The organism is Snodgrassella sp. W6238H11, from assembly GCF_016100525.1.
Classification (GTDB): Bacteria; Pseudomonadota; Gammaproteobacteria; order Burkholderiales; family Neisseriaceae; genus Snodgrassella; species Snodgrassella alvi.
The window spans coordinates 571,429-586,082 of sequence record NZ_JACFSH010000001.1 but is presented as its reverse complement, the minus strand read 5'-3'; the positions used below and the strand labels follow the sequence as shown (position 1 = coordinate 586,082).

Here is a 14,654-nt window from a genome sequence, read left to right as displayed (position 1 = left end):
TAACCTTTATATATTAACAGTCTGCATTAAAGGGTTAGGGTATGGATAAATCTTCAATAACTGAAGAATTGGAAGCATTATTTGATTTGCTTGAAAAAGGAGCGATTACTAAAGAAGAGTATGAAGCTCAAAAAACTTTACTCTTATCAAATCAAGAGCAACAGCCTATAAATACAAATACATCCTTCCCAGAATCTGTAGAATCTCAGGATGAATCAATCCCAGTATTTATAGAACAGCCTGCTCAAATTCAAAATCAGCAATCTCACAGTAACAGTGTCAAGATTATTTTAATTATCATGATTGGAATAATCATACTTGTAGCAATGTTTTTTATTTTCTTCAGCAATAGAGTAAATACCCCCCCTGTTAATGACCAGAGTACTCTTTCAGCCAGTATGGCCAGTAGTGTTATCACAGTGAATGCCCAGCAACCCAGTGATACAACCTTGGAAGCAAACACAGATGAAACAGGTTTGAATCTAAATAAAAAAACGCCAGAAGAACTCAATAAACTATTGATTAAATTTCAGCAAGAGCGTGCTAATGCGGTAGCTAATTTACACTCTGTCTGGGCTGGTCTTGATCCTGATTTCAAAGCAACAGTGCAGCAAGAACAGAAAGATTGGGATAGCACCGCATTAGCAGCTAATTGTTCTTTATCAGGTTACAGTACACCATTAGCACAACAGGTAGCTAATCAGTATTGCGAAACCATGATGTTAAATAGCAGGGCACAAAGTTTACTTGATGAACAGGCATCTTCTCTGGCTGATATTAAACAGGAAAAAACTGCTCAAATGGATAAAATGGCAACTGACGCATTAAAAAGAGTGAATTTAACCTGGTCAACAATTCCGGAAGATATACAACAGAACCTGAATCAGACATTTGAACAGTGGTCTGATGAGGTAAACCAATATTGCCTTTCCAGACCAACAGCCCAGAATCTTACTGAAACTCAAATAAATTATGATAAATGTGTCATTAAAAAATCTGAAAGCAAAATCAAAGAACTGAACGGCTATAAAATTTAGTTTTAATCCAAAAGGCAAACTTAATCATAGTTTGCCTTTTGGTAAAAACTTTCGAATACGAATAGCTATGAATTGTTTTTTACCCGGTAAAATTTAAATAAAATATGGGCAAACAAAAAGCCATTGTTTACAATACGCCTACTTAAACTTTAAAGCAGGACATTTAATTATGGCAGATTTTAATCAGATTCTGGATGCTGGTAATGTAGACGGCGGTATTATTAATGTAGTAGTTGAAATTCCGGCCGGATCAAACCATAAAATAGAATGGGACAGAAAACTGGCTACCATGAAACTCGATCGCGTTGAAACTGGTATTTTTGCTAAACCAACCAACTATGGGTTTATACCGCAAACGCTGGATGAAGATGGTGATGAACTGGATGCATTAATCATTACCGATCAGCCATTGACTACCGGTATTTATCTGGAAGCCAGAATTATTGGCGTAATGAAATTTGTTGATGATGGCGAAGTGGATGACAAAATTGTAGTTGTACCGGCTGACGATCGCAATAATGGTAATGCAATTCAAACACTGGCCGACCTACCGGCACAATTAATAAAACAAATTGAATTTCATTTCAACCACTATAAAGATTTAAAAAAGGCCGGCACAACCCAAGTTACACACTGGGGCGATATAGAAGAAGCAAAAAGTGTTATTCGTGAATCTCAGCAACGCTGGAATCAAAAATAATTTAAACATACAATAATTTATGTAACCATAATATGTTAGATTGCTGCGACATTTGAAGTTTGGTATATTCAGATATCGCAGCAAATTTTCAAACTCAAAAACTTAAATTCTTTGAAGGGGATTACTGTGGGTAAACTGCGACAAGTTAACAGACACCAAAATGTAAATGGAACACGGCAAGGCGTACGTCCGCTTTTCAAAGATGCCATAATATACTCTAGTGAAATTTATAACCCAAACTGGGATATAGAAACACTACTAAAAATGGTAGCTGAAAAGATTGGTGGTATGGTTGCTGCGAATATTAATTCTGGGGACTTCAAAAATACTTGTGCTATTCGTATGAGTTATATTTTGAATAGAGGTGGTCTAAAAATAAAGTATGAACAAGATCAAACAGTATCTGGTTTTATTAATGAGAAAAAGTTCTGGTTTTATTATCGAGTGAAAGATTTAATTAATTTTTTAACAAATGAATGGGGTAAACCTGATATAAAAATAGATCGTCCTACTGAAAAAGATGTAGAAGGAAAAAAAGGCATAATTATATTTGAGACTGATTTTTCAGATGCTACTGGTCATGCTACCTTAATTAAAGGAGCACAATTAATTGATGGAACGCGTACGGCAGCATCATGTTACGATCATTGTTATTTTTGTTCTCAAGGATACAATACTTCTAAAGCACATTTTTGGGAGTTATCATGAGTAAACTTAAATTAATAATTTTATTTAGTTACTCTTTATTATTATCGCCCTTAATATGTATTGCATCAGAACTTCATTTAAATGCCATGTCACCTGAAGCATATAAACGTACAAACTTACAAAATTTTAAAGATATAGTTTTAGGACGTTGTATAGCTAAGGCATATCGTGGTGACAAATCAGCGTCAAGCGATGCCGGTAGTAGTGCGAGTGCATTAATTGATTGGGCATACTTCGATTTAAACGAAACTAAGGCTGTGCACAATTTAATAGATAAGTATCTCTCACGTGATTATTTTAATCCATATGCTGAATTTGACAAAGAAGTAAAATATGATTATTTAAAGTGTCTTGATCTTTATCATAGTAAGGATTTGAAGAGATTAGCAAAAGAAATAGTTTATGATCCAAATGAAACTTACAAAAGTTCAAGTCGTAATTATTATAGGGACTTAAATAGAAAGAAATAAAAATTAAATAAAGATATTAGATATTTAAATCTTTATCCTAGTAAAGAGTTCGATAAACTTGGCAGAAAAGTCGTTCCGTATCTGCAAAGAAAAGCAAGTCAAGGATATTAAATTCGATCTATTAGACTATTCAAATAAAAAACAAAAATATCTGATTTAAATAAAGGGATTAAAATGGTAAAGGCAAGATTAAAAATTTTGTATAGCTGTTGTTTATTATTTTCAACTTTAATATGTGGTGCATCAGATATACCAAGGCATACTTTTAAACCTGATTATCCAGGAGCTCCAAAACGTACTTTTATACAGAACTATAAGGATATGGTCTTTGCTTCTTGTTTAACTAAAGCATATAACGATAATAAAGATATAGTAAAAGATATCGGAAGCAGTGAGGGTGCATTACAGCAATGGGTTTCTTACGATATAAATGAAAGCGTAGATGAAGAGTTTAAAATAGTTAATTCTTATCTATCACGTAATTATTTTAATCCAATAGTGGAGGCACAAATAAAAGGTGTAAAATTTGATTTCCTTAAATGTCTTGATCTTTATCATAGTAAAGAGCTTGATAAACTTGCCAGAAAAGTCGTTCCATATCCCCAAAGAAAAGCAAGTCAAGGATATTAAATTTGATATATTAGACAATATTGAGTTTAATATATTAGGGCAGTCAAGTTGTTATTAATATTTATTGCTAGCTGAATGCAATAATAAAATTTAACATAATATATATTATGCGAAATTAAATCTGTTTAAAGCTTCGTTCAATAATACTTGGCTAATTCAATCATAGTTTTAAATTACTGATGATATTTTTATCGTAAAATACAAATTTATTGAGGCTTTATATCTAACATCTGTTTCTTGCTTCTAAGAATGAATGTGTAAGTAAGAATTGATATTTCTGGAATAATTATGCAAAGAAAACTATTACTGGTAGACGGTTCATCTTATTTATATCGAGCATTTCATGCTCTTGCACCATTAACCAGTCCAACAGGTATGCCAACAGGCGCTTTATATGGCGTACTAAATATGTTACGGCGTTTGCGCTTAGATACACAACATGATTATGCTTGTTGTATATTTGATGCTAAAGGCGAAAATTTTCGCCATCAGCTTTATCCTGAATATAAAGCTAATCGTCCGCCTATGCCAGAAGAACTTAGACCACAAGCTGAAGCGTTACCAGAATTAGTGAAATTAATGGGCTGGCCGGTCTTATCTGTCAAAGGTGTTGAGGCAGATGATGTAATTGGTACTTTAGCTCATTCAGCAGAACAAGACGGTTATCAGGTTATTATTTCTACTGGTGATAAAGACATGGCTCAGCTGGTTAACAGCCAAATTACGCTTGTTAATACCATGAACAATGAAAAACTTGATATAGAAGGTGTAATTAATAAATTTGGCGTAAAACCACACCAGATAATAGACTATCTTAGTCTGATTGGTGATAAAGTCGATAATGTACCCGGTGTGGAAAAATGTGGTCCTAAAACTGCGGTAAAATGGCTGCAGGAATATGGTTCATTACAAAATATTATTGAACATGCTAATGAAATTAAAGGTAAAGTTGGTGAAAATCTCAGAATTGCATCATCAAAATTACCCCTGTCCTATCAATTAATTACTATCAAAACTGATGTAGATTTACGTCATGAGTTACCGCACGGAATTGAAGATTTACAGCGAAAAACTCCAAATTGGACAGAATTAATTTCACAATTCAAGCAACTTGGTTTCAAAAGCTGGTTAAAAGAAGCACAAAATCATTGTCACGAGAATACGAATGAAACTTCTCAGCCTGCTAATGATCTGTTTAGTGATATTGAAACCGATGATGATAGTACTGATACTAAAATTATAGAAAATACAGCAGAAACTGAACAAATCCGAAATATACCCAAAAACTATTCAGCTATTACCACAATTGAACAATTAAATAAATTACAACAACAATTAGACAACGCTAAAGTTATTGCACTGGATACAGAAACAGATAGCCTGGATGCGATGAATGCGCATCTTGTCGGTATCAGTATCGCTCTAGAGCCAGGAACAGCATTTTATATACCTGTCGGACACAGCCCGGCAGTAATTAGTGAGCAATTACCTATTGAAACTGTGCTTGCTACCCTGAAACCTTATATGGAAGCAGATATACCCGAAAAAATTGGTCAAAATATTAAATATGATCAACATGTTCTGGCTAACTATAAGATTAATTTACAGGGAATTACCGGTGACTCAATGCTGGCTTCTTATATAATTGAAAGCCATTTAGGCCATGGTCTAGATGAATTGGCACTTCGTCATCTGAACTGGCAAACTATTCATTATGAAGATTTATGTGGCAAAGGAGCAAAACAAATCAGTTTTGCTGATGTCGCGCTTGAAGATGCCGTTAATTACGCAGCAGAAGATGCGGATGTTTGTTTTCGCCTTGAAATTTTACTAAGAAAACAGATGGATACAGCGCAACTTGAGTTATATCGTAATCTCGAAATCCCTGTAGAGAACATACTTTATAACATGGAGCGCACCGGAGTGCTAATAGATCGTCAGGAACTGGCTCAGCAAAGCCATGAGCTTGGTACTGAATTGGTTCGACTCGAAGAACAGGCATATCAACTGGCAGGACAGACTTTTAATTTAAACTCACCCAAACAGCTTCAGTCTATTCTATTTGAAAAAATGGGAATCCCTACTTCCGGCCTGAAAAAAACTTCATCCGGAGGTACTTCTACCAATGAAACCGTGCTGGAAAAGCTTGCAGTAAATTATCCCCTACCCAAGCTTATTTTACAAACACGTAGTCTGGCTAAATTAAAATCCACTTATACTGATAAATTACCGCAACTAATTAATCCGAATACCGGTCGTGTACATACTACCTATGCTCAGGCTGTCGCTATTACAGGTCGTCTGGCCAGTAATAATCCAAATTTACAGAATATTCCGGTACGTACTGAAGAAGGACGGCGTATTCGTAAAAGTTTTATTGCCCCCCCCGACCAGTTAATTGTTTCTGCGGATTACTCACAGATTGAGCTAAGGATTATGGCTCATCTTTCTAATGATTCTACCTTAATTGATGCCTTTCAGCATGATGAGGACATTCATAAGCGTACCGCAGCAGAAATTTTTTCGACAAATCAGGAACAAATAACTGCAGAACAACGTCGTTATGCTAAAACCATTAACTTTGGTTTAATCTATGGTATGAGCGAATATGGTCTGGCCAAATCATTAGGAATTGAATTGCAGGCTGCGCAACACTTTATATCACGTTACTTTAACAGATATCCGGGTGTACACGAATATATGGAAAAAGCTAAAGAACAAGCATTACAGCATGGGTATGTAGAAACCTTATTCGGGCGTCGTCTTTATCTGCCTGGTTTAAAAAGTACAAATGCTAACGAACGCGCCGGAGCATTCAGAGCTGCGATAAATGCACCGATGCAAGGGACGGCATCTGATTTAATTAAACGAGCCATGATTGCTGTATATAAATGGCTTAATCAGGAAAAAATGCAAACCAGATTGATTATGCAGGTACATGATGAGCTTGTATTACAGGTACCTGAATATGAGTTGTCATCTGTACAAACACATTTGCCTCAATTAATGGCAAATGTGGCTAAATTAAAAGTTCCATTAATTGCTGATGTCGGATATGGGCATAATTGGGATGAAGCTCATTAATGGAATACTCTATTTGAAATATCAGGATTAATAATAAAAGGTAGTCTGAAATTTATCAGGCTACCTTTTTAAAAATTAACAATAAAAACTTTATTTTTATGACAGAATATATCAAAATAGTAACATATTAATTAAATGCTAAATAACTAATTTATTTTATTTCAGCTAATTGTGCACGCATAGCAGAAATCTGTTTAAAATAATCGTTATGACCAAAAATTGCAGAACCTGCAACAAATGTGTCAGCTCCTGCTGCTGCTATCTGAGCAATATTATCAATTTTGATTCCACCGTCTACTTCTAATCGGATAAATCTTTTACTTTCATAGGCATATTCATCAATTATTGCCCTAACCTTACGAATTTTTTTCAGTGTGGATGGAATAAAATTCTGTCCACCAAAACCTGGATTAACCGACATCAGTAATATGACATCTACTTTATCTAATACTTCTTCCAATAAGCTTATTGGAGAAGCCGGATTTAATACCACCCCTGCCTGACATCCAGCTGTCTTTATTAGATTTAAGCTTCTATCTACATGCTTACTTGCTTCGGGATGAAAAGTAATAATATCCGCACCGGCTTTTGCAAAAGCATTAATCATTTCATCAACTGGTTCTACCATTAAATGTACATCAATGGGAACAGAAGCATATGGTTTTATTGCCTGACAAACCATAGGACCAAACGTAAGATTTGGCACATAATGATTATCCATAACATCAAAGTGAATCCAGTCTGCTCCACTGTTAATTACGGAAGTAATTTCATTGCCCAAACAGGCAAGATCTGCTGATAAAATACTAGGAGCAATATAAAAATCCGGTTTCGTTAACTTATTCATATTAAAACATTATCTATAATAAATTATATTATTTACGCAAGTTTACTACCATTATATGTGTTTGACTGCTATTGAAGTATACTCATAATAACTGATAGAAATCAAAGGGAGAACAAAATGATATTTTCATACTGGCAAAAAATGACCCGCTATTGTGCCGGTTTTGTCTTATTAACATTTACTTTTTCTACTTTTGCCTCGGGTCAGATTAATTGTGACTTACGCAAGCTTGAATTAACTCAAATGCAAAAAACAAGGCTTAGGCTTATCAGAATGCAGTACAAACGAAATCAGGACACTAATTTGCAGCATACCGCAAACAATAAACGTAAAAGTGAGCAATTAACACAGATTCTGATGAAACCAAAATTTGATGAAACTGAAGCAAAACGCTATGTGTTGAACTATTATATGCCTCGTATACAACAAGATATAGATGAATTAAAAGTACAATATGAGTTTTTGCAAGTTTTAAATCAGCAGCAAAGACAAAACTGGATTAATAATTGTTTGCGTTAAAACTATAAAATTAGTACTTGATAGATAACTATTTGAATTAAATATTATTTTGAATAAATCAATTACATGAATTCAGATTTTACTTAATACCATCATAAAATAAAGTATAGTAATACGATAAAAAATGCTTATTGCCTGCTACACAAAGAATTTTGAGATGGATCTGTAATACTTTTTACAGATTTTGTATTACAAATGTAAGTACTTGAGTCATTACTCATCCAAACTGATTTTTTTAAATGGACACCATTTTTAGGTTCTGCATATAAACGAAATTTTGTGCAATCATCAGTTGTACTACATGTAACTCCAATTTCATATTTTTTGTCTACATTACCATTTTTGGTCAATTGATTCTTAATTGATGAATCGAGATCATCTTTTAGTAAATTTCTATTAAATAGTTTTAGTTTTGTTTGTGCTATATCTTGATTGATATTGGCTAGTGTAGTAGTAGCATCTGTTAAATCTGCTTTCTCAATATAGCTACTATAAACCGGTACAGCTAAGGCAGTCAAAATCCCCATAATTGCAATTACCACCATTAGCTCAATCAAAGAGAAACCATTTTGATATTTTTTCATGCATTTTTCCAGATATAAATCTTTATATTAATAATCATATAAAGCGGCTTGAATAGTTTCTTCAATAATACTTGAAGTTGAAGCATTTTGTCCCCAGCCTTTTGCAGTAATTCGGAATATATAATACCCTACTCCTGCTTTAGTATCAGGCCCTAAATATTCAATTACATAACGGTACTCTGCCTTCTCATTTTGCTTATCTGGATATTTGAATGATGGATCACTATCTTTTATATCTGTAAATACTCCAGATCGTTTCCAAACATCTTTTAAATCAGTACAGGATTCAACTTTAGCTATTTTGCTGTTTACTTTTGCGGGATCTATTCCTTTTGCTGCACATAATCCTGCTTTACAATCACAGTTAAATTGCTGTGCTGTCTTTAAACCAGGCCACTCACTAATTTTCTTTTCAGCATCAGCCAAACCAAGCTGTGCGTTTTGAAATGCAAGCTGATGATCGCTATCATTAGCACTGGTTCGCGTATCCATCGATGTACTTTGCATAGTTACTACTACAAGAAAAGCAATAACTATCATCATAATCAGCACTAAAAATAATGCAAAACCAGACTGACTGGATTGTAAGGTTTTATTTTTAATTTTCATGTCTGCAAAGATTTCCAGAGTAATTGGTCTATAAAATTAAATTTTGCTACTTACACAAACTTCACCTTGTCGTACAGAGGCATTAATTTCATAATTGATAGTTGTATTATCATTTGTTCCATTAGGTCTTACTGTCAGGGTTACTCCAATTAAAACAGGTGGCTTTTCATACTTGAAATTAAGATCAGTTGTACGTGTTACATTGGCTTTCAAAGGCGGAGGGAGTTTGCTGCCGGCAGCACTGGCAGCACTGGGGCAATCATTTGCAGTATGATTATCATAATCAAAATGATAATTTACAGCAGTGACATTTCTTACTACCAGTTGTGGGGCGCTAAATGTTTTATTAGAATAATTTATTCGATAAAATCCCGGATCTGGATCCAAATTTGTAGTTCCAACTATATAAACCGCACCACTTATGTCTTCATCATCTATATTAGTTTGACATTTCGAAGACAAAATACTATTGACTAATTTATCACTTACATAAGTTAACACTAAAGGCTTACTGCCTGTTACTGGTTTTACAGCAATACTAGAAGATGCGGTTGGTAAATCAGTTGATAAAAACTGTTTATTTTTCACACTAAATGCATTTTCGAATATAGAGTTTAATTGGGATGTCGATGGGGGATTCATACAACTAAAATCAGCCAACTGCCGCATATCGCTACGAATTACATTTGCTGCATTACGCACATCTTGTTCATAACTAATACGTGTTTTAACCTGTTCTTTTAATTTATACGTTGTTAAAAATGTAGAGCTGGCAGCCAATAAAACAATTATGCTGATTGCAGATGCCACCATCAGTTCGACCAGACTGAATCCTTGCTGCCGGCGTGGAATTTGTTTTAAATTAGTGATTTTAACTATTTTCATTATTGGATCAATCTTTGTATTTTTGTCTGTTGTGTTCATGACTGACCTGCAGTCAGGGAATACGAAAATAGATTTTTATCCTTTAAATTGTTATCATCATTGTTATCATCATCCTTATCAAGAATCTGCCCCCACCAGGTTACAGTAATCTGACCATCTGTAATTACACAGCTGTTTACCTTAGCATTTGTTAAATTAATATTGAGGAGAGTTGAACAATTTTTATTATTAAAATCTGAAAAATCCTTTTTCAAAGTAAATATCTTATTTTTTGCTGCATCTTCTGTTACTTCTAAAGAAATTTTTGGTTGAGAATTCATCAGTTCAATGTAATTTTGTACTGCTCTGGTTACCTCTCCTTGATTCGCTGCATTTACAGATGTATGAACTGCAGTGATCTGAGCCAGCATTAATGCAAGTACACCAAATGACAAGACAAACATGGCCACAATAGCTTCAATGATTGTAGATCCATTCTGACGCTGAAATCTATTTGATGAATATAATATCCTGACTGAAATATACCGGTACATATACTTATCCATATAATTCCTTGATATACTCTATTTTAGGCTTGCAATACAAAGTGTAGAAGCAGAAACAGAACCATTTTTAGAATTACCATAACATGATACAGGTCTGCCGCTAGGTGATATAACAATGCGACGTTTAATATCTTTGTAATCGGCATCAAATATTTCTATAGCTACATTGGAAGTCCCTATTGTCCATTTAGTAGAATCAGTACCATAACCTAGACCGAATTGTCCATTCGGCATAAATGCCAGCATGTCTGAATCTGTAATTTTACCGGTACAATTATTTGTATTATTTTGACATACTCCCCAGTTAAGTTTTACTTTGATTTTATTTGTGTTCTGATTTATCGCAACAGTTCGCACAGGTGTATCAGGTGATGTATTAGTGGATGTATTAGTGGATGTATTAGCGCTTATAAATTTACCATCTAAATCGTTATCATTAAATGCAAAAAAGCCTTCCCATCCGGTACCATCGGAATAATCCTCAAATTTACTGCATCCATTAGTTGTACCTGTACCATTTCTGATTACAGTAGGACAAATTAATACAGGTTTGTTAGTACGAATAGCTTCAGCTCTTGCAAACTGAAACATTGCAAGCATCTGATCTGCTCGGTTATTTGTCCTGTGTGATGCAACCAATCTGTTCATAGCCGGTAATGCTATTGCAGCCAGTATGGCAGTAATAGCAATGACAATTAACAATTCAATTAAAGTAAAACCAGCATTTGTTGGTTTAGATGAAGCCATTTTCTAACCTTAATTCTAATAAGCCGGACACAAGTTAATATACACTTATTTTAAATTAATTTTACATCAAAACATATGATTTAGACTACTAATATAATAAATAAGTGATTTTTATTCATCAAAATAACCATCAGGCATGGCAGCATTATCAAATTTAGTAAACTGCCCCTGAAAGGTAAGATGAACTTTTCCGGTTGGACCATTACGGTGTTTACCAATAATACATTCTGCCAATCCTTTAAACTGACTGTCTGGATGATAGTATTCATCACGATACATAAACATAATAAGATCAGCATCCTGTTCGATAGCTCCAGATTCACGTAAATCTGACATCATAGGTCGTTTATCGGTACGTTGCTCCACCGTACGGGATAGTTGTGACAAAGCAATTATAGGAACCTGAAGTTCTTTAGCCAATGATTTTAAAGATCGTGAAATCTCACCCAGCTCAGAAGCACGGTTGTCTGAGCGGCCTGAACCAGACATTAATTGCAGATAATCCAGTACAATTAATCCCAGTTTACCGCCTTGCTGACGTGCCAGTCTGCGAGCGCGGGCACGCACTTCCAGCGCTGTTAATCCGGGGGTTTCATCAATAAACATTGGGGCATCTGTGAGCTTAACTACTGCATCATTGAGTTTACCCCAATGCTCATCCTGCAATTGTCCGGTTTTCAGAACACTCTGATCGACACGGCCTACTGAACCAAGCATTCGCAATACCAGTTGAGCACCACCCATTTCCATTGAAAAAACAGCTACCGGTAATTTTTCTGCAATAGCGACATGCTCTGCAATATTTAGTGAAAAAGCCGTTTTACCCATAGACGGACGACCTGCAACAATAATCAGATCTCCCGGTTGCAGACCTGATGTCTTTTTATCGAGATCAATAAAACCGGTTGAAACACCAGTTACATCGTTTTTGTTATCACGCGAATACAAGTAGTCAATTCGTGCCACAACTTCTTTTAGCAGCACCGGCATTGTCAGGAAACCCTGTTTTGATCGTGCAGTTGATTCAGCAATCTGAAAAACGCTGTTTTCGGCTTCATCCAGCATTTGTGCTGCATCTTTTCCCTGAGGACTATAAGCCGAACGGGCAATTTGTGTTCCTACTTGAGCCAGCTGGCGCATTATGGAACGTTCACGAACAATTTCTCCATAACGCCGGATATTTGCTGCTGAAGGGGTATTTTGTGCCAGCGTTATTAAATATTCCAGACCACCGGCCGGTTCAAGCTCTTCTCTTTTTTGCAGCTCTTCCTGTACTGTTATCACATCCGCCGGACGTGAGAGCTCTACTAATGCTTTAATTGCTCTGAATATAAGGCGATGCTCATGACGATAGAAGTCGTCTTCATCAATTAAATCTGCAATTCTGTCCCATGCACTGTTTTCGAGCATCAGCCCGCCTAAAACCGACTGTTCTGCTTCCATCGAATGCGGCGGCATAGCTAACTGATTTGTTTCATCTGCACTGATATCGTTTTCTTCCATGTCTTCTGACTTTTTTAACAACTTTTTTAATTTTACCATTAAGTGACTGCTTATTTGCGGGTAATAAGAGCTGTGTATTACAATATTAACGAACCATATAATGGTTTAAAGTGAGTTAAATGTTCTATATATTTGCAAATATATCTTATATAACTCTACATTGAGCTCACTGCAAAATACGCAATACTCACTCTATCAGAAGGAATCTCAACCATGGAACATAAATTACCAGTACTACCATACTCCCTTGATGCGCTGGCACCACATATTTCAAAAGAAACATTGGAATATCATTATGGCAAACATCATCAGACCTATATCACCAATATGAATAACCAAATTAAGGGAACAGAGTTTGAGAATATGCCTTTGGAAGAAATTGTCAGAAAATCTTCGGGCGGGTTATTTAATAATGCAGCTCAAACCTGGAATCATACATTTTACTGGTTTGGCTTTACACCTAAAGGTGCGGCATTAACTGAAAATGGTGCTCTGGCTAACGCTATCAATGCGAAATGGGGCAATTTTAATGCATTCAAAGAAGCGTTCGACAAAGTAGCTGCAGGTACTTTCGGTTCAGGCTGGGCCTGGCTGGTAAAAACACCGGACGGTAATCTTGATCTGGTTTCTACAAGTAATGCAGCCACACCACTGACCACTGACAACACTCCTTTGCTGACATGCGATGTCTGGGAACATGCATATTATATTGACTATCGCAACAGCCGTCCGAATTACTTAAGTAATTTCTGGGAAATCGTTAACTGGAATGAAGTAGAAAAACGCTTTGCAGCATAAGCTATAATTAACTGCACATAATTAAAACTGCCTTTTATCTAAAGGCAGTTTTTTCATAACTGTGCATCTGTTTCAGTTATTTTCTTTCGGCACATACCAGTAATTTTTAGTATTGTGTGTTTGCATATACTGTTTGAATTCTGCTGAGCTATAAGCTGATTTCACAGCCTGTGCCCAGGCTTTTGGTGCATTATCGGCTCTTACCGCTACAACTAACTCAAATGAAGGAATAATATCTTCCTGTAACAGGGCAAGATCGGGGTTAATTTTGGCTGCGTATGCCCTGCTTCCCGGTATAACTGAATAATCAAAATCTGATAAAGTACGCGGAATATTACCCGGATCCAGCTCAGTGATATTCAATTCATAAGGATTTGTCTTGATATCATTTTTAGAGATCATGCCCGGATTGGTTGAAGGCTTAAGGGTAATCCAGCCAGCTTTTGCCAGCAGACGATAGGCTCGTGCAGCATTTGCCGGATCGTTTGGTACTGCAATAGCACTTCCCTTTTTTATTGCCTGCAAGTTTGTATGGCGTTTAGAATAAATTGCTGTTGGCACAGTAGGAATATGAGTTAAAGCAATCAGATTGGCTTTTTTATTCTGATTAAATGCATCCATATAGGCAGTATGCTGATCAACATTTACGTCAATACTACCTTGTTGTAAAGCGATATCAGCCTGCATTAAATCAGAAAAATCAATTTGTTTAATTTGATATCCCTGTTTTTCCAGAATAGGTTTTACTGCATCAAGAAAAAGCTGGCTATAGGGGCCGGGTGAAGTGCCGACAATAATCTGTTTATTACTGGTTTTATCCTGATGACAGGCTCCCAGTACCAGACAGGCAGTAATTAAAATAATAATTTGCTTAAAAAACTTCATGCTATTGGCTCCGATGATAGTCAATTTCATATTTTTAATTCACATAACAGCAAGTACGTTTTATTTATGTGAATTAAAGATTAATTGGCTTATGGAAAAAATA

At 35.4% G+C, this 14,654-nt stretch carries 16 protein-coding genes; 8 read left to right on the top strand and 8 right to left on the bottom strand.

Features of this window, described 5'->3' with window-relative positions:
- Positions 1-41: 41 nt before the first annotated feature.
- The 6 genes from H3V00_RS02600 (at position 42) to polA (ending at position 6,629) form a co-directional block, all read left to right on the top strand.
- On the top strand, positions 42-1,037 hold the full coding sequence (locus tag H3V00_RS02600; protein WP_198206522.1) for an SHOCT domain-containing protein: 996 nt from the start codon (positions 42-44) through the stop codon (positions 1,035-1,037).
- 169 nt (positions 1,038-1,206) lie between these two features.
- Positions 1,207-1,737, top strand: a complete 531-nt coding sequence (locus tag H3V00_RS02595) for an inorganic diphosphatase (RefSeq protein ID WP_198206524.1) — start codon at positions 1,207-1,209, stop codon at positions 1,735-1,737.
- A 126-nt stretch (positions 1,738-1,863) separates the two neighbouring features.
- Entirely contained in the window at positions 1,864-2,445 is a 582-nt protein-coding gene (locus tag H3V00_RS02590; protein ID WP_144340666.1) for a type VI secretion system amidase effector protein Tae4, read from the top strand.
- Entirely contained in the window at positions 2,442-2,915 is a 474-nt protein-coding gene (locus H3V00_RS02585; protein WP_025330681.1) for a T6SS amidase immunity protein Tai4 family protein, read from the top strand. Before H3V00_RS02590 ends, H3V00_RS02585 begins: the two co-directional genes overlap by 4 nt.
- 174 nt (positions 2,916-3,089) lie before the next feature.
- Positions 3,090-3,545: a type VI secretion system amidase immunity protein Tai4 gene (locus tag H3V00_RS02580; RefSeq protein WP_025330680.1), complete on the top strand. Its 456-nt coding sequence runs from the start codon at positions 3,090-3,092 to the stop codon at positions 3,543-3,545.
- Positions 3,546-3,833: 288 nt separating this feature from the next.
- Positions 3,834-6,629, top strand: coding sequence for a DNA polymerase I (gene polA, locus H3V00_RS02575; RefSeq protein WP_198206526.1), 2,796 nt, complete (start codon positions 3,834-3,836; stop codon positions 6,627-6,629).
- Between the two features lie 151 nt (positions 6,630-6,780).
- Here polA and rpe read toward each other — a convergent pair whose 3' ends face one another.
- A complete protein-coding gene (gene rpe, locus H3V00_RS02570) occupies positions 6,781-7,476 on the bottom strand; it encodes a ribulose-phosphate 3-epimerase (protein ID WP_084551904.1) in 696 nt (231 codons plus the stop codon).
- A 117-nt stretch (positions 7,477-7,593) separates the two neighbouring features.
- Between rpe and H3V00_RS02565 the strand changes: the two genes are divergently transcribed.
- Positions 7,594-7,995, top strand: a complete 402-nt coding sequence (locus H3V00_RS02565) for a Spy/CpxP family protein refolding chaperone (RefSeq protein ID WP_084551903.1) — start codon at positions 7,594-7,596, stop codon at positions 7,993-7,995.
- A gap of 128 nt (positions 7,996-8,123) precedes the next feature.
- Here H3V00_RS02565 and H3V00_RS02560 read toward each other — a convergent pair whose 3' ends face one another.
- The 6 genes from H3V00_RS02560 to dnaB form a co-directional block, all read right to left on the bottom strand.
- Positions 8,124-8,579: a type IV pilin protein gene (locus H3V00_RS02560; RefSeq protein WP_084551902.1), complete on the bottom strand. Its 456-nt coding sequence runs from the start codon at positions 8,577-8,579 to the stop codon at positions 8,124-8,126.
- Between the two features lie 27 nt (positions 8,580-8,606).
- On the bottom strand, positions 8,607-9,188 hold the full coding sequence (locus tag H3V00_RS02555) for a PilX N-terminal domain-containing pilus assembly protein (RefSeq protein ID WP_084551901.1): 582 nt from the start codon (positions 9,186-9,188) through the stop codon (positions 8,607-8,609).
- Positions 9,189-9,224: 36 nt separating this feature from the next.
- Positions 9,225-10,112: a PilW family protein gene (locus H3V00_RS02550; protein WP_084551900.1), complete on the bottom strand. Its 888-nt coding sequence runs from the start codon at positions 10,110-10,112 to the stop codon at positions 9,225-9,227.
- Positions 10,109-10,618 carry a hypothetical protein gene (locus H3V00_RS02545; protein ID WP_084551899.1) on the bottom strand — a complete coding sequence of 170 codons (510 nt, stop codon included), beginning with the start codon at positions 10,616-10,618 and terminating at the stop codon, positions 10,109-10,111. Before H3V00_RS02545 ends, H3V00_RS02550 begins: the two co-directional genes overlap by 4 nt.
- Before the next feature lie 18 nt (positions 10,619-10,636).
- Positions 10,637-11,365 carry a Tfp pilus assembly protein FimT/FimU gene (locus H3V00_RS02540; RefSeq protein ID WP_198231791.1) on the bottom strand — a complete coding sequence of 243 codons (729 nt, stop codon included), beginning with the start codon at positions 11,363-11,365 and terminating at the stop codon, positions 10,637-10,639.
- A gap of 111 nt (positions 11,366-11,476) precedes the next feature.
- Entirely contained in the window at positions 11,477-12,868 is a 1,392-nt protein-coding gene (gene dnaB, locus H3V00_RS02535) for a replicative DNA helicase (RefSeq protein WP_037393315.1), read from the bottom strand.
- Positions 12,869-13,081: 213 nt separating this feature from the next.
- Here dnaB and H3V00_RS02530 point away from each other — a divergent pair, with 213 nt between their 5' ends.
- Complete coding sequence (locus tag H3V00_RS02530; protein WP_025330670.1) at positions 13,082-13,666, top strand: superoxide dismutase; 585 nt, start codon at positions 13,082-13,084, stop codon at positions 13,664-13,666.
- Between the two features lie 72 nt (positions 13,667-13,738).
- On the opposite strand, the gene H3V00_RS02525 is transcribed toward H3V00_RS02530, so the two are convergent.
- Positions 13,739-14,551, bottom strand: coding sequence for a MetQ/NlpA family ABC transporter substrate-binding protein (locus H3V00_RS02525; protein WP_025330669.1), 813 nt, complete (start codon positions 14,549-14,551; stop codon positions 13,739-13,741).
- Positions 14,552-14,654: the final 103 nt, after the last annotated feature.